General features: G+C 44.3%; 17 protein-coding genes and 1 pseudogene. 12 read left to right on the top strand and 6 right to left on the bottom strand.

The genetic code is table 11. The features are described from left to right. Window positions 1-233 precede the first annotated feature (233 nt). Window positions 234-407 carry a XapX domain-containing protein gene (locus PBN151_RS14940; RefSeq protein ID WP_072729607.1) on the top strand — a complete coding sequence of 58 codons (174 nt, stop codon included), beginning with the start codon at window positions 234-236 and terminating at the stop codon, window positions 405-407. Window positions 408-424: 17 nt separating this feature from the next. Continuing rightward, on the top strand, window positions 425-2257 hold the full coding sequence (locus PBN151_RS14935; RefSeq protein WP_072729606.1) for an amidohydrolase: 1833 nt from the start codon (window positions 425-427) through the stop codon (window positions 2255-2257). 257 nt (window positions 2258-2514) lie between these two features. On the opposite strand, the gene PBN151_RS14930 is transcribed toward PBN151_RS14935, so the two are convergent. Genes PBN151_RS14930 through PBN151_RS30760 form a run of 3 tightly spaced genes read right to left on the bottom strand, consistent with a single transcriptional unit; the run spans window position 2515 to window position 4433 of the window. After that, window positions 2515-3174 (bottom strand): PadR family transcriptional regulator, encoded by a 660-nt coding sequence (locus tag PBN151_RS14930; RefSeq protein WP_072729605.1) that lies wholly within the window; start codon window positions 3172-3174, stop codon window positions 2515-2517. A gap of 31 nt (window positions 3175-3205) precedes the next feature. Next, a complete protein-coding gene (locus tag PBN151_RS14925; RefSeq protein ID WP_072729604.1) occupies window positions 3206-3859 on the bottom strand; it encodes an MFS transporter in 654 nt (217 codons plus the stop codon). Continuing rightward, window positions 3852-4433, bottom strand: coding sequence for an MFS transporter (locus tag PBN151_RS30760; protein ID WP_072729603.1), 582 nt, complete (start codon window positions 4431-4433; stop codon window positions 3852-3854). Before PBN151_RS30760 ends, PBN151_RS14925 begins: the two co-directional genes overlap by 8 nt. Before the next feature lie 436 nt (window positions 4434-4869). Between PBN151_RS30760 and PBN151_RS14915 the strand changes: the two genes are divergently transcribed. Further along, the gene (locus PBN151_RS14915; protein ID WP_175560719.1) at window positions 4870-5943 is read left to right on the top strand and encodes a phosphotransferase enzyme family protein; all 1074 of its coding nucleotides are present in this window, start codon (window positions 4870-4872) and stop codon (window positions 5941-5943) included. A gap of 307 nt (window positions 5944-6250) precedes the next feature. Next, window positions 6251-6838 (top strand): nucleotidyltransferase family protein, encoded by a 588-nt coding sequence (locus PBN151_RS14910; protein ID WP_072729602.1) that lies wholly within the window; start codon window positions 6251-6253, stop codon window positions 6836-6838. Between the two features lie 595 nt (window positions 6839-7433). On the opposite strand, the gene PBN151_RS14905 is transcribed toward PBN151_RS14910, so the two are convergent. Further along, on the bottom strand, window positions 7434-8315 hold the full coding sequence (locus PBN151_RS14905; RefSeq protein WP_483311011.1) for a cation diffusion facilitator family transporter: 882 nt from the start codon (window positions 8313-8315) through the stop codon (window positions 7434-7436). A gap of 237 nt (window positions 8316-8552) precedes the next feature. Here PBN151_RS14905 and PBN151_RS14900 point away from each other — a divergent pair, with 237 nt between their 5' ends. The 4 genes from PBN151_RS14900 (at window position 8553) to PBN151_RS14885 (ending at window position 12479) form a co-directional block, all read left to right on the top strand. Beyond that, window positions 8553-9302 carry a WecB/TagA/CpsF family glycosyltransferase gene (locus PBN151_RS14900; RefSeq protein WP_083545143.1) on the top strand — a complete coding sequence of 250 codons (750 nt, stop codon included), beginning with the start codon at window positions 8553-8555 and terminating at the stop codon, window positions 9300-9302. A gap of 92 nt (window positions 9303-9394) precedes the next feature. After that, window positions 9395-10159: an SDR family oxidoreductase gene (locus PBN151_RS14895; protein WP_021252399.1), complete on the top strand. Its 765-nt coding sequence runs from the start codon at window positions 9395-9397 to the stop codon at window positions 10157-10159. 213 nt (window positions 10160-10372) lie between these two features. After that, the gene (hcp, locus tag PBN151_RS14890; protein WP_072729600.1) at window positions 10373-11665 is read left to right on the top strand and encodes a hydroxylamine reductase; all 1293 of its coding nucleotides are present in this window, start codon (window positions 10373-10375) and stop codon (window positions 11663-11665) included. Window positions 11666-11957: 292 nt separating this feature from the next. Beyond that, window positions 11958-12479 carry a MarR family transcriptional regulator gene (locus PBN151_RS14885; protein WP_072729599.1) on the top strand — a complete coding sequence of 174 codons (522 nt, stop codon included), beginning with the start codon at window positions 11958-11960 and terminating at the stop codon, window positions 12477-12479. Between the two features lie 67 nt (window positions 12480-12546). Here PBN151_RS14885 and PBN151_RS14880 read toward each other — a convergent pair whose 3' ends face one another. After that, window positions 12547-12966: a DUF1259 domain-containing protein gene (locus tag PBN151_RS14880; RefSeq protein ID WP_139295348.1), complete on the bottom strand. Its 420-nt coding sequence runs from the start codon at window positions 12964-12966 to the stop codon at window positions 12547-12549. Between the two features lie 218 nt (window positions 12967-13184). Between PBN151_RS14880 and PBN151_RS14875 the strand changes: the two are divergent. Further along, window positions 13185-13394: pseudogene (locus PBN151_RS14875) on the top strand (ATP-binding protein); the annotation flags it as partial. Continuing rightward, the gene (locus PBN151_RS14870) at window positions 13381-13848 is read left to right on the top strand and encodes a hypothetical protein (protein ID WP_072729598.1); all 468 of its coding nucleotides are present in this window, start codon (window positions 13381-13383) and stop codon (window positions 13846-13848) included. The pseudogene PBN151_RS14875 and the gene PBN151_RS14870, both read left to right, overlap by 14 nt. Window positions 13849-13920: 72 nt before the next feature. On the opposite strand, the gene PBN151_RS14865 is transcribed toward PBN151_RS14870, so the two are convergent. After that, the gene (locus PBN151_RS14865; RefSeq protein ID WP_021252394.1) at window positions 13921-14262 is read right to left on the bottom strand and encodes a winged helix-turn-helix transcriptional regulator; all 342 of its coding nucleotides are present in this window, start codon (window positions 14260-14262) and stop codon (window positions 13921-13923) included. A gap of 161 nt (window positions 14263-14423) precedes the next feature. Here PBN151_RS14865 and PBN151_RS14860 point away from each other — a divergent pair, with 161 nt between their 5' ends. Beyond that, entirely contained in the window at window positions 14424-14990 is a 567-nt protein-coding gene (locus PBN151_RS14860) for an NAD(P)H-dependent oxidoreductase (RefSeq protein ID WP_072729597.1), read from the top strand. Then, window positions 14977-15690: an SDR family oxidoreductase gene (locus tag PBN151_RS14855; protein ID WP_072729643.1), complete on the top strand. Its 714-nt coding sequence runs from the start codon at window positions 14977-14979 to the stop codon at window positions 15688-15690. The genes PBN151_RS14860 and PBN151_RS14855 overlap by 14 nt, the downstream gene beginning before the upstream one ends. The last annotated feature ends 161 nt before the right edge of the window (window positions 15691-15851 follow it).

Here is a 15851-nt window from a genome sequence, read left to right as displayed (position 1 = left end):
CATGTCTTAAGTGTATGGGGTCATGAACGGGCAAACCATCTTCAATTTTCTATAGGATCCATCGTAAAAAACTATATGATATCGAAATCGATAGCTGGCTTATCAGGCATAAGAAACGCTTATGCTTGCCATAGAAATCCCCTTATTGATCAAGCCAATTAAAATTTATAGACTTACTGTTGAATCGAATAACGCTTACGAATCGGATTAATGTAGGGGAGGTAAGAGCGAACATGTGGGGCCCTATTTTTCTTGCCTTAGCAACAGGCATTACTATAGGAGTCGTTTTTCAATTGCTTCGTATTCCGTCTCCCGCGCCGCCTTTTTTGGGACTGGTTGGTCTTCTGGGCATGTTTATTGGGCAAAGGCTGGTACCTTGGATCAAACTATGGTTTAACCAACAATAAACGAAGGAGGACAAAAGATGATTGAGCAGCCGAATCGAATGGATGCTGAACTTATTATTATTAATGCGTGTATCATAACGATGAACGATGACAACCCCACAGCGACTGCACTAGCAGTAAAGGACGGGCAATTTTGTGCCGTAGGGGACGATGCTGAGATAATGAAGCTTGTCGGCCCAAATACAAAAGTGATTAACGCTAACCAACGCATGTTAATTCCGGGGTTAAACGATTCGCATTTGCATCTTATTCGAGGTGGTCTTAACTTTAATCTCGAATTGCGCTGGGATGGCGTACCTTCTGTGGCTGATGCTTTAAGGATGTTGAAAAAACAAGTTGATCGTACACCGCCGCCTCATTGGGTTCGCGTTGTTGGCGGATGGACCGAGTTTCAATTTAAAGAACGCCGGATGCCTACACTAGATGAAATTAACCGAATTGCCCCTGATACTCCCGTATTCATCCTTAATCTGTATCGTCAAGCCTTTTTGAATAAAGCGGCTTTGCGTGTGATCGGTTACACGAAAAACACACCGAACCCACCAGGTGGGGAAATCCAACGGGATGGCCAGGGAAATCCAACGGGATTGTTAATCGCTCGCCCGAATGCGACTATTTTGTATGCCACATTAGCTAAGGGACCGAAGCTTTCCTATGATGATCAAATGAATTCTACCCGATTGTTTATGAGGGAATTGAACCGTTTTGGAGTAACAAGTGTAATTGATGCTGGAGGCGGATTTCAGAACTATCCTGATGATTATAAAGTGTTCGAAGAGCTGGATAAGCGCGGTGAGATTACAGTTCGTACAGCGTATCACTTATTTACTCAGCATCCTAATAATGAACTGAACGATTTCAAAGCTTGGACAGAAACAACGCAGCCGTATACGGGCAGCTCTTACTACCGACATAACGGTGCCGGAGAAATGCTTGTATATAGCGCGGCAGACTTTGAAGATTTTGTTGAACCTCGTCCAGAACTGCCCGCTGTACTGGAAGATGAACTATTCGAAGTAACAGAGCATCTGGCCAAGCATCGATGGCCGTTTCGTCTTCATGCAACCTATGGAGAATCCATTACGCGCTTTCTTGATGTATTTGAACGGGTGAATAAAGAAGCTCCTTTCCAAGACATACGTTGGATTCTCGATCATGCGGAGACAATTCAGGAAAAAGATTTGGAACGCGTCATCACGCTTGGCGGTTCGATTGCCGTTCAGAATCGCATGGCCTTTCAAGGAGAATATTTTGTTGATCAATATGGGGCAGCGGCAGCAGAACATGCACCACCGATAACGAAGATGCTGACTGCTGGTTTGCGTGTCGGAGTAGGGACAGATGCAACAAGAGTAGCAAGTTATAACCCGTGGCTAGCCTTATACTGGTTAGTAACGGGAAAAACACTTGGTGGGCTTAGTTTGTACCCTGCTTCCAATCGTGTAGACAGACATCAGGCGCTTCGTATGTATACAACCGGGAATGCATGGTTCTCTAAAGAGGAGGATGTTAAAGGACAAATTAAAGCCCAGCATTACGCTGATTTTACGATTCTCTCGGACAATTTCTTTCAAGTCGCAGAAGAAGATATTAAAAAAATCGAGTCAGTCTTCACAGTTGTAGGAGGCAAGATCGTGTACGGCACACAAGAGTTTCAGTCCTTGGCACCACCTGCTCCAAAAGCGAGCCCTGACTGGTCACCGCATAATTTCTTCGGAGGCTACTATAACGGATTGAACGACGGAGGCGATGGATCCGGAGGGCTACCTTATAGGCAACAGGGCTTGCATCACAGTTGCAATCATCATCATGGCAGCGGATTTTGTGACTTGGATTGCTTCGTCTTCTAATCTCAAATATGCGGCTTGGAAAGATAACGAATTGGAGTCGGCCCATTACCTTTTCTTGAAAAAATAGTAAAGCGCAAAAAAGAGAACTGAATTTAGTTCTCTTTTTTTACAGATATACAAAATAAGCAATAATCCTTTCACGATTAACCATATAGCAATGACCAATTGTTGAATGGCAATTGGAAAGTTCACGGACCGCAGCCGGACTTTTCTTCTGTTGGCGCATACAGCGCCGATTCATGAAAACATAGACTGTGTTAATCTTCCATCAAATTACCATAATATTTCCGTAATAAAGGTTCAACATCCGAAAATCGGATATATTCTCCATCAGGTAAATCTGATTTGTCGGTATCCTGCGACCAAAGTGCAGAGCAGGATTCAACCAGCTCGATCGTGTCTCTACACCAGCGGATATATTGAATTTCTTGCTCCAATCCTCTTCTTACAACCGCCGAGCTCATTACAATCCGTGATTTCATGACATTGCGCTCCCGAATGCTTTCCCATCGCTCTTGAAAAATGTGTTTCATCTTGGCTAACCGCTGTTCCCGTTCCTTTTGATAGGCCTTTAACTGGAAAATGACCTCTGAGGCGGGAACATTGTCCATAAAGGAGACTTGCATCAGAAACGAGTCCTTTAGCTTCGGGGTTTCTGGAGGCGAGAGCAGCCAGCTGATCAGCTCCTGCTTGCCTTTGTCTGTGATGGCATAGATCTTTTTGTCGGGTTTGCCCGTTTGCGGTAGTAAGCGGCTTGTAATGTATTCCTCTTGCTCCAAACGCCCAAGTTCCGGATAGATTTGCGATAAATGAGAATGCCAGAAGATGCTCATAAAATCATCAAATTCCTTTTTCAGATCATAACCAGTCGCTTCCCATTTACTAAGGAAACCCAAAATACCATATTTTAACGACATCTCTTATACTTCCTTTCTGATATTTCCATAATTAAACCGCCACTGTTTCAATGTTCGTTTGCTCTGCGGAGTTTCCTTTACCAAGGGATGGAACAGCCAAAATTCCGGCAATCCCGAGTACAAGCAAAAGACCGCTAATCACGAGAATCGTGGTTGGAACTCCACATATCGAGAGCAACACTCCGGTCATCGAAATTCCCGGCAGAGCCGCACTGCTTGAAATCATATGATACATACTGAATACGCGGGTGTAGTTTTCCTTCTCCACAATATCCTGCACGTAGGTCACAAATGTAATATTAAAGCACCCCAGAGCAATTCCCTGCACGAAAAAGAGAGGCAAAATTACCAGCCAACTTTGTATCACATATAGGCAGCCGATGCTGATGCAGAAGGTGAAAAGTGGAGGGACGATCAGCCATTTTCTCTCTATCTTTTTATACCATTTTGGAACGAGAGCCGCACCCACAATCATACCGGAAAGGGAAGCTGTCCCGATAAAACTCAGATTTTCAACGCCTGAACCAAGCACATCTCTTAAAAAGGAGAGCAAAATCAAATCTACTGAGGAAGCAATGAACATGGCAAGCGTCAAAAAAACAAACAACGTTCCAAGCTGGCGGTGGCGAGCAATATAAAGGACACCTTCTTTCATCAAAGTCCAATGTCCTTGCCCTTCAGGCATTTCTTGTTTCACCTTGGGCTTCATAAGCATAATGCACATCAGCGAGCAGAGAAGAAGAAAGGCTGAGAACAGCAGCAGTGAAGCAGGCGGGAACCCGTTTTTGAGCATAAAGGCCGTAAAAGTTTGACCTGATATTTTTGACGACTGTATAGCCCATTTGCAGCCAACTGTTCGCCGATGGACGTTCTCTTTCGCTTACGATTTGCGGGAGAAGAGACTGATTGGCAGGCATGAAAAATAAACCGACAATGCTTTCGGTGATCAGGAGTACATATACCCACGGCATTGGGATCAAGTCTGAGAAGAAAAAGAACAGGATCATACCTATCATGCGAACGACATTTGACCATGCCATCACATGCTGCAGCGTTTTTCCGGATATCCAGGCTCCGGCAGGCAGGGCTAGCAGAACGATAGGGAGATAGTATGCGACATAGAAAAACGTAAAGGATTCTGTTCCGCCCGATTTGATTTCAATCCATTTGAGCAACGAAAAAAAGAGTATGGAATCCGCAAACACGCTCAGGATTCTTCCGGCGAATAATTGTCTGAAGGCTTTGTGACGCAGCAGCATGGAAAGACCACCTTTTTGGTTTATGTTGGTATATTTATTGTAAATGGGGATGAATAATAGGTCAAGTATTATATATAATTATTTATCTATAAATTTAAAAAAACACTCTTTGCTTCTGAAAGCGACAGCCATCAGCTCCAAAGGGCGTTTGTTTAAACGAATCTATGAAATAAGATCCACATTCTTGGAATCTTCAACGGACACAGCGAAAGTTTAGAAGTCGTTGATGGAAAATTGTTTCTTGGATTTTTTGCAAAATACGGATATAGAAAATCCCCTAGACTTTGATTGGGATATTTAGGTACAATTTGAAGTAGATAATTCTGGAAGGAGTGAAATGTCAATGCTAAACAAGGTGGTTATCAATGGTCCAGTTGTAAATTAATGATTTTTTGAAGGATGGTGTACAGAGAGATTGCAAACTAAAGAAAATATCATGACTCATAACGATATTGTTTCAATCGGCGATACCTATTTACTTCCAGTAGTATCGGAGTTGTTCGGATTGGAAGGCTATGAAATTCAGCTTATTCCGGCACATGACGGAGGGCGGAATGTCGTATATACCTGTGAGAAAGAGGGCACCGATGCAAAGATTCTCCGAATTGCCTTCTTACCTGACAGGAAGCGGGAAGATTTTCTGGCCGAATTGGAGTATATCAGGTATTTATATGAGCATGGCGGTAGTGTCTCGGATGTAGTCAGCTCCCGGAAGGGGAATCTGCTGGAAGAGATCACTTATCAAAATCATACCTTTTATATCTGCTTGTTTAAGAAGGCCAAAGGTAAATTGCTTGTGGAAAACAATTATCGATATCGGGAAGGAGTACCTCTTTCCGAATATTTTTATAACTGCGGTAAAGTCCTGGGGAAACTGCACCACATATCGAAAGGGTATACTCCTGTCCATCGTCGGTATAGCTTTTTTGATAAATACAATGCCGAGTATATCAATCAACTGATACCCGACTCCTTCTCTCTGGTTAAGAAGAAGCTGGTTGAGCTGCTTAATACCTTAGAAGGATTGGATACGAACCGTGAGTCTTTCGGTATGAATCATTTTGATTATAACGATGGGAATTATTCGATAGATTTTGATACCGGGCAAATAACCGTATATGATTTCGATAATTCATGTTTCGCTTGGTATATGTTTGATCTGGCAGGTCTCTGGATAAGCGGAGTGGGCTGGGTACAATTTGAACCAGATGCCGCTAAACGTAAAAAGTTTATGGATGATTATTTTGGAATAGTCCTCGAGGGATACAGATCGGAGACCAAGATCGAAGATTCGATGTTGGAACAGTTACCTTTATTTATTCAGGTGTGTGACATGGAAAATATCGTCGACTACTTCGAGGCGATGCAGAACAGCGGTGAGGAGCCAAGGAGTGACGAGGTAATGTCGTATATCATAAAATGTTTGGAAGACGATATCCCATATAAGGGCTTTTTCCATGACATTTACTCATGTGAAGAACCCTTTGAGTATGAGGAACGGAATATTTAGGCTTTGTGTGTGGATTGCAAATGGAACAGCCGGCTTTTTGGGGCCGGCTGTGTTTTAACTTCATTGGATACAGATGTCAAAAGAAAATAGAGTTCTAGACTGAAAAATTAAGTGTTAGACTAGGCAAATAAAGTTGTAGACTGTGAAAATAAAGTATTAGACTGACGTTGCTTCATTAAGCTATACCAGCAGGATAGTCCAAAGTTTTCGCGAATACCCTACATAAGGAATTATTTACGAAGTTCGTGAATAAGACGGTATACAAAAGTCTGTTAGAGCAAACAAGCCAAAGACCATTAAGAAAGATGTGATTCAAATTCATGTATTAAATCATCAAGTAGAAAAACTAGCTCAAATCGTACGAAAACATAAAGCTATATATGAATTACTTGATAGAGTTCAAGAACTGAAGATAAATAATTACTATGTTGGCGCGGGATGTATTACTCAGACAACATGGAATTATTTAAGTGATTTGCCCCTCGAGCATGGAATTAAGGATGTGGATTTGGTCTATTTTGATGATTGTGATTTATCTGAAGAGAATGAAGATCAAGTAAAATCACAGCTAGAAAGGATGTTTCCTAATTATCCATTTAAGATCGATGTAAAGAATGAAGCTAGAGTTCATTTATGGTACAAGAGTCGGTTTGGATATGAGATTAAGCCCTATCAGTCAGTGGAAGAAGCAATCGATACATGGCCAACCACAGCTACGTCTTTAGGAATAAGAATAACTTCCGATAAATGGGATGTATATGCACCTTACGGATTGGATGATTTGTTTAATAAAGTTGTAAGACCAAATAAGCGGCAAATTACTAAAGAGATTTATGATAAGAAAGTAAGTCGATGGAAGGCGCAATGGAATGATTTAAGAATAGAGCCTTGGTAGTTGATTCAGGAAGAACAGACCATCGCATAACACCATTTCACGCATCGCAGCCTAACGGCTGCTCGGTCACTCGAAGTATTTTGAGGAGGCGGAATCAGGCAACAACCCTGCACTGGCTAACTGACCAGCGCAGCCAGCGACTATCTCGCATTAAAACGAGGTAAAACCAGCATAAATTTGTCATTCTAACGGGGCACGTCTGTTCAATGGAACGGCGACAGTCTAGGACTTTATTTTCTCGTCCTTAGCTGTCGCTGTTCCTATTTTTCAGGTCAGTCTATAACTTATTTTATGGAGTCTGGTGGTATGACAATTCGCAAAGGCGCATGGAATAAAGACACTTTTATTTTTAACTGACAGTATGAGTTTTGTTGCTGACGCGCTGAGCGTTAATGAATATTTTATCAGATTAGACAACATGGTTCATTCCAGTACAAATAGCGCTTTTTTGCTCCTCTTCACGATGCAAGAACAAACCGTCGACCAGCTGTTGGGAGAACCATTAATTATGTATCCGGATGGTTGCGATATACGCCAAGAAGCATGAAACAAAAACAGGGCAATCCCGGGAAAGGGATCTGCCCTGTCTATCTATTTATTGCTGAGCAAGTCTATCTCTCCGTTCATGCTCAGGCTCAATATGAATCAGTACTTCTGCCCGCTCGAAACTGCCCTGAATCGTATGCTCGATTTCATCACACAGATGATGCGCGGTTGCGATATCCATTCCAGAAGGTACCACGAGATGAAAGTCCACGTATTCAATAGGGCCGGAGCGTCTCGTACGAAAATCGTGAAACTCAATATACTTATCTTTGTGCAAGAGTATCAGCTGCTGAAGCTGCTGCTCTTCCTCTTCGGACAACCTAGCATCAATCAGGGGAGGAAATGATTCCTTCATAAGCGTGAATGCTTCCTTCATAATGTACACCGCAAGAAAGATCCCAATAATCGGATCTAAAATTGTCCACCCTGTCAGCGTTACGAGCAGCAAGCTTACACCTACGCCAAGTGACGTATACACGTCAGTAAGCAAATGCAGTGCGTTTGATTTCATCGCCACAGAATGCAGCTCATCTGCTGTCTTGCCAACCTTCCTCGCAACGACCAAGTTAATCCCGGCACCAATAAACATAACCGCGATTCCAAGATACGGCATCTCAATTTCTGCTGGCCGCAATAACTTATGAACACACTCATATATAATCCAAATGCCTGCAACGAAGATGAGCAGTGTTTCGATCGTACCGGAAATATTTTCAACCTTACCATGTCCATAGGGATGATTGCGATCCGCTGAACGATTCGATATGCGTACGGAGAAAAACGCAATTACAGACGCTGCCAAGTCCAAGGAAGAATGGATCGCCTCTGAAATAACGGCAATCGATCCCGTCAGAATTCCTACGACCAGCTTTAATATCACAACAGTTGTATTGCTAAGAACTGATAAAAATGCAACCTTTTGTCCGTTCAAGATCATCACCCTTACCATTATCATCAACTTATTCTTGCCAACATAGTCAACCATAGCAGATGAAAATCGAGTGGGTCTATAGAAACCTTTTTTCACGAAGTCAGATAAATAGGGGCAATTGAAAAAAGTTGATGCCATGCAAAAAGACTGGATCATACCATCATATTCCATATGGTGCGGCATTCCGTGCAGAAGTTGTGCTACTATATGGATATACTTGGACAAGGAGGCATCTTTGTGTCGAATGAAACTCGAATTATGGGAATACCTGTCCCTAAAATAACGATGACAGAGACTGTGCATATCATTAGCGATGTCATTCATACTGAGGGCATGGAGATTCAGCAATTGTTCCATGTAGTGACGCTAAATCCTGAGATTACGATGGCCTGCCAACAGGATAAGAACCTGCGAGCAATCATTGACGATGCCGGGCTGCTCACAGCTGACGGTATCGGCATCGTCATGGTATCTCGCTTGAAGGGCAATCCGCTTCCTGAACGGGTGACGGGCTGTGACTTATTATTCAATCTCTTAAACGAAGGGAATCAGCGAAAGTGGTCTTTCTACTTGCTTGGTGCAGAAGAAGCTGTGAGTAAGAGAGCCGCTGAGGTTATCCAGGAGTCTTATCCTCATGTGCATATTGTAGGAAGGCATCATGGATTCTTCCATTCAGAGGACGAAGCCAAGATAGTCAACGATATTGCTGCCGTGAAGCCGGATGTATTAATCGTGGCACTCGGAGCACCTTACGCTGAACGGTGGATACATAAATACAAGCATCAGCTCCATTCCCGCGTAGCAATTGGCGTCGGGGGAAGTCTGGATATCGTTGCAGGGAAGGTCAAGAGAGCCCCTGCTGTGTGGCAGAAGCTGAATCTGGAATGGCTGCATCGGCTGCTTAATCAGCCGTCGAGATGGAAGAGACAATTGATTCTGCCGCGCTTCGCAGTCAAAGCTGTCTTGTACAAAGAAAATAAAGAATGAGCGGACATTAGGTCAGAATATATGTAAGAGCAACATTTCAAAATATGCCTTGTGCTATAACATAGTTGACCCTATACATAAGGAGATGAACTATGAACAGCTTACAAGGTAAAGTCGCCGTAGTAACCGGCGCTAGTCGAGGAATCGGACGTGCCATTGCACTGCGCCTTGCGCGTGAAGGAGCCTTCGTTGCGGTGCATTTCGGGAGAAGAGAAGAACTTGCTGAGGAAGTGGTACGGCATATTCAACAACAGGGTGGCTTGGCTTTTAAGATAGGCGCAGATATCAGTCAATTGAGCGGGATTCATGATTTATATAGGTCTCTAGACGACACTCTGCAGAAGCATACAGGGAATAATCGCTTCGATATTCTGGTGAATAACGCTGGAATCGGCCAAATATTGAGCCTGGAAGAGGCAACGGAAGAATCGTTCGATGAAGTAATGAGCATCAATGTCAAAGGGCCTTTTTTCGTCATTCAACAAGCGCTGCCGCGATTAAATGATGGCGGACGCATCATTAATATTTCATCCTTTGTCACCCGAGCGGCGTCGCCAGTCGTCTTTACGTACAGCATGACGAAGGGGGCGATCAACACACTAACATCCGCTCTCGCTAAGCAACTTGGGAAACGCCAAATTACGGTGAACGCCATTCTGCCAGGGATCATTAACACAGAGATGAACGCCGGCACGTTAAGCCAGTCCGAAGGACAGAGGTATGCGGCTGGACTGTCGGCCTTCAACAGATGGGGAGAACCGGAAGATGTAGCTGATATAGCCGCATTTCTAGCTTCAGAAGATAGTCGTTGGGTAACTGGACAATTGATTGACGCGAGCGGAGGCTCACATTTGTAATAGCGCAAGCAATAAAAGAGAGGGATACCCACTTATCGCATATGGGCAGCGTGATCCGTTATGGACGCGCTGTTTTTTGTGACATGAGGCGAGATTGTGAAATTGACGCGATATTCATGATTTTGAAATATTTGATGTGATCGTACGCACTCGGGGGTGCTTCCCTATGTAGTATGTTGAAAATAGAAAATCATTTTGACAGGGGGAAGCGCAATGTTCTGTCATCAATGCGAGCAGACGCCGTCGGGCGGCTGCATGGTTGTCGGAGTGTGCGGCAAGGACGAGACGATTGCTAGTCTACAAGATACGATCGTGTTTGCGTTGAAAGGCATCGCGGCGTATGCGACGCATGCGCGGCAGTTGGGTTATGTCGATGAAGAGGTTGACGCGATTACGCATGAAGCGCTTTATATGACGTTGACTAACTCGAATTTCAACTTACAGGAGCATCTGGACATGGCGATGAAGGTAGGGGGCGCGGCGATCCGTATTATGGATGTGCTGGATCGGGCCTATACGGAGCATTTCGGCGTTCCGGTTCCGGTTACCGTCCCGCAGAACAAGATAGAGGGCAAGTCTATCGTCGTGACAGGGCATAACTTGTATGCACTGGAGGAATTGTTGAAGCAGACGGATGGCAAGGGCATCAACATTTACACTCATTCCGAGATGCTTCCGGCGCATGGTTACCCGGCATTGAAGAAATATCCGCACTTGAAAGGCAATATCGGCAAAGCCTGGTACGACCAGCGCCGTCTGTTTGAGCAATATCCTGGCGCCATCCTTGCGACGACGAACTGTGTAATGCCTATTAAGGGGACCTACGCCGATCGGTTCTTCTCCTATGACGTGGCCGGACTCGAAGGTGTGACCAAGATCGTGAACGACGATTTCTCGCCGCTGATTGCGCGTGCGCTAGTGCTGCCCGCGGCGGATGTGGAGAGCGAGCAGACATTGACAACGGGGTATCACCACGAGACGGTGCTAGGGCTGGCGCCGGAAATTATTCAGGCCGTTAAGGATGGCAAAATCAAGCGCTTCTTCGTCATCGCGGGCTGCGATGCGCCAGGCAAGGGCGGCGAGTATTATCGGGAGCTCGCGACATCACTACCGAACGATACTGTTATTTTGACGACCTCGTGCGGAAAATTCCGGTTTAATGATGTCGATTACGGTACGGTGGCGGATACAGGCATTCCGCGTTATATCGATCTGGGGCAGTGCAATAATTCCGGCTCTACGGTCAAGATCGCAGCTGCGCTTGCAGACGCCTTCGGCTGTAGTGTCAATGAACTGCCGGTGTCGATCGTGCTCTCGTGGTTCGAGCAGAAGGCGGTTGCGATTTTGCTTGGCTTGTTCAGTCTGGGCATCCGTGATATTCGCATCGGGCCGAAGCCGCCGGAATTCATCTCGGAAGGCGTGATGAACGTTCTGACCGATCTGTTCGGCCTGAAGCTTATCGGGGATGCGCAGGAAGATATGAAGGCGATGCTCCGTCTTATCTAGATGGTGAATGAGATAAAGTATTTATAGCGTTAATTGATTGAGACGCGATCCCTTAAGGGGTCGCGTCAGACTTTTGACAGGACTTTGTCGAGTCTGAGAGAGGGGGGGATACCCTCTCTTTTTTATTGAACATGATGCCCTTGAGCTGCCAAGCTGCAACAAAGGATGAATGCCAATGACGGAACCATAAAACTAGCGTAGCTTGCCAGTCAGATCTATTGCATGCACGTCGCTATTCTACAGATGATTGATCGAGTATAATAGAATCATTAGATCGAGTTGGAGGAAGGGCATGGATCAGGTAACTTCAGCTTATGGCAAGCACGCAATATACAACATATTTGTTGAGCTTATTCATCAACAGGAACAGCACGAGGATTTGATTCAGAAGCATATCGCTCATGAAATGAGAAAGCTAGGAGATGAATTCGACGAGGAACTGCAGCTGAATATCACAGAACTTCACGTTATATCCAGTATTGGGGAGCATGAACCTATTAATGTGACGGCGCTCGCGGAACGATTACGAACATCTAAAGCGACAGTATCTCGAATATGCTCCAAGCTCTTATCTATGGACATCATACGAAGAACCCAACTAAGCGATAACAAGAAAGAGGTCTATTTCCGCTTAAATCCCAAGGGAAGGAAATTGAATGTACTGCATGAGGATGTGCATCATGAACTGGAACAACGATTTCTGGATATTCTAGATCCCTATAACGAAGATGAGCTGCTTATCGTCCAGAAGGTGTTTCGGGACATTCTGAACAATTGGACATCCATACACAAGAATTTAGATACGCGAGGTTAGGTACTCCTATGAGAGCCCAGTCCATGAGCATGCGGACTGGGCTCTCGTCCTACAACAAGGAATTGCATTACTTAGCTGGTGCAAGTCTAGTCTGCTTGCTGCTGAGATTCAACGCTTTTCTGATCTTTCTTGCGAAGATCAATGGTTTCTCAATAGCCTCAATATTGACATAGACTAAGCGTGGACGTTCAAACAGCCATTCACTGTGTACAGACGATACGAGGATACCTTGCTCGCGAATAGCGGATAGGAAGCGGTTCGTTTCTTTTTGTAATAAGGCTACTCTGCCTAGACATAAAGCTCTGCGTGTTCTCTTATTTAGGGATTCAAATGAAAATGAAGAGGTTACGCCGAATTTCTTTCCTAAAATAAATGCCCGAATCTGCTGACGAGATATCGTAGCTACGCATTTACCACCTGCAAATCCTGGTTGGCCACCAATGATCATTGCGAACTTTCGACAAAGACGTTCCTCACTGGACATCATGTATCGATAACCTCCTATGCGAACACAACTCAGAAACGCGTCATAACGTCAATAGACAAAAACAATGGTCGTTCTACATAAGTAAATACGTGGATGGAAGTTCATTATTATTTTGCCTGCTCCGATTGTCATAATTCTATAGTCAAGACAATGTATGTCTCTCGGAATAATGATGTCTAGGCACGTATCTCGATTGCGTTTCAAATGATTGGATTCAGCTTCAACGGGTATGGGAGCAATTTTACCGAGGTGAGTGCTCAAGGGATCGCAAATCTGGCGGAACAGGCTTAGGGCTGGCGATCTGCAGGCATATTCTTGAACTGCACGGAAGCACGTATGGGGTAGAGAACACGAAAGATGGCGTATCGTTCTATTTCACAGTAGATCAATCAATAGGTGAAGTGGGTGACAACAATGTACACGAATAAATCGCAATGGCTTCTTATTAGTCTTATATTGTTCATGCTGCTGAGCGCATGCGGAACAACAGGAACAGCAGACTCAGGCAAGAACGCTCAACCAACGCCTGCAGCGAAGGAGAAGGTTAAGCAGGAAACTCCAATACTGGTTGTCGTCGACCAGACGACGTATCCAGGCCAATCCGAGCATCATTTTTATTTTCAAGTGGAGCAGCTCCCAAAAGGATATGCACTAGCCGAGATGAGTTGGAAATCAGAGAAGACAGACATTATCAATACGACAAAGCAAGCTATCGAACACGGTGGAAATGGGGAGGATGGCTTCTATATTAGCGGAAATGGACAATTTTCAGGATTTATCTATGACGAACAGTTAAAGGGGGAGAATGGTGAGGTCACCTTCGTATTCCGCAACGATGCTGGTGAAGAACGGAAATGGAAGAAGAAGCTCACGTTGAAGTGAACAAACGCGAATGAAGTTCCGCATCAATAGCCGGAGTCAGGCAGTCAGTGCTTGCTCCGGCTTCATTTACATTCATAACTGTAATCCGAATCTCTTCAGCTCAATGAATGTCCCTTCCAGTAGTTTGCCTCTCTCTGTTAGCGAATACTCTACGCGGGGAGGAACCTCAGGGTATACTTTTCTCATCACAATGTCGTGCTGCTCCAGTTCCTTCAATCGAAGCGAGAGTGTCTTCGGACTTATTCCATCCATTGCTTTCAATAAATCGCTAAACCGCATTGTTCCCTCGATCAACAAGTCACGAATAATCAAAAACGTCCATTTCGTACCAATTATATCAAGCGTTTTCGCGATAGGGCAGGTTTGACCAGGGGTTCCTTTTGTCAATGTTACAGGTTCAGATGGATGAAGCATGATCGATCCTCCTCAACAATTTTTAGATGTTACGTCCCATCATAACACAATACTTCCCTAACGGAAATAAGGTGAATTAAATATCAGTACTTCCTTAAAGGAATTATTGAGTATTATACTGTTCTTGCAGCCAATACTTCACACTCAAGGAGCTGAATCCGATGAAAAATATTCTGATTATTAACGGTCATCAACAATACCGTTCTTCTGAAGGGAAACTGAACAACACCTTAATGGAAAACATGGTTCGTGTGTTACGTCCACACCACAATGTCAATACAACAGTTATCCAAAATGGTTATAACATCGAGGAAGAACAGAAGAAATTTTACTGGGCCGATGTTGTCATTTATCAGACACCAATCTATTGGTTCAGTGTACCAGGTCTGCTCAAAACCTATATGGATGAGGTGTATGCATACGGTACATTCTTCACTGGTTCCGATCAATATGGTGAAGGTGGATTGCTGACAGACAAGAAATACATGCTCTCCACGACTTGGAACGCTCCATCCTCTACATTTGAGAGTAATGATCAATTTTTTGAAGGGGAAGGCTTGGACAATGTGCTAAGTCACCTTCATCGCATACACAAGTTTCTCGGTATGAAGCCTCTAACAAGTTTCTCTTGTTACGATGTAGTTAAGAACACGAACATTGATCACTATATTGCCAATCTTGAGCAGCACTTAATGGAGGTATTCACAGATGAATATGTTGCAGAATAAGAAGGTTGTATTTATCGGTGGCAGCTCCGGCATCGGACTTGAATCTGCTAAGCAAGCGATTGCTCATGGAGCTGAAGTAGTCATAGCAAGCCGTTCCGAGAACAAGCTGCAGCAAGCCAAGGAACAGCTTGGAATGAAAGCATCGGTTCAACAGCTTGACCTCACGATTGAACATGAGGTAGAGCAATTCTTTCAGAATGTTGGATCATTTGACCATCTTGTCGTAAGTGCGGCAGAGACGTCTGGCGGCCCGTTTCTGAAGACGGATACGAGTCAGGCAAGACAATTGTTCGAGAATAAATTCTGGGGACAATATTATGCAGTCAAATACGGCGCTCCAAAGCTGTCTCCTAATGGCTCAATCGTGTTATTTTCCGGCGTTGTTGCCTATAAATCGATGATCGGTTCATCTATTCTCGGCGCGGCCAATGCTGCTGTATCCAATATGGGGAAGACGTTAGCGTTGGAACTTGCGCCAATCCGGGTAAACGTTGTATCACCAGGAATCATGGATACACCTTCTCGAAGCAAGATGACGGAAGAAGCACGCCAGCAATTGTACGAATCGATCGCAAGCCGTCTTCCCGTACAGCGTGTAGGAACTCCAGAAGATGCTGCGCAGAGCGTAATGTATCTACTCACGAATTCATTCGTGACCGGTACCGTTATCCATGTAGATGGCGGACACGTATTAACGTAAAGCTTCATCAATAGCACTTTGCAGCAAAATTCACAGACGAGAAACATAAAACCCCCCGGCATGAATGCCGGGGGGTTCATTGTATGATCAACATACAAATATTAGTATTGAAAAATTACTAGGTATATGTTACTATAGTGTGTGCTCTTAATTTTTATATG

The sequence above is a fragment of the Paenibacillus sp. NAIST15-1 genome (genome assembly GCF_001894745.1).
GTDB lineage: Bacteria > Bacillota > Bacilli > Paenibacillales > Paenibacillaceae > Paenibacillus_B > Paenibacillus_B suaedae.
Note: the sequence above shows the minus strand (reverse complement) of the source record. Positions and strands in the feature narration are given on the sequence as shown.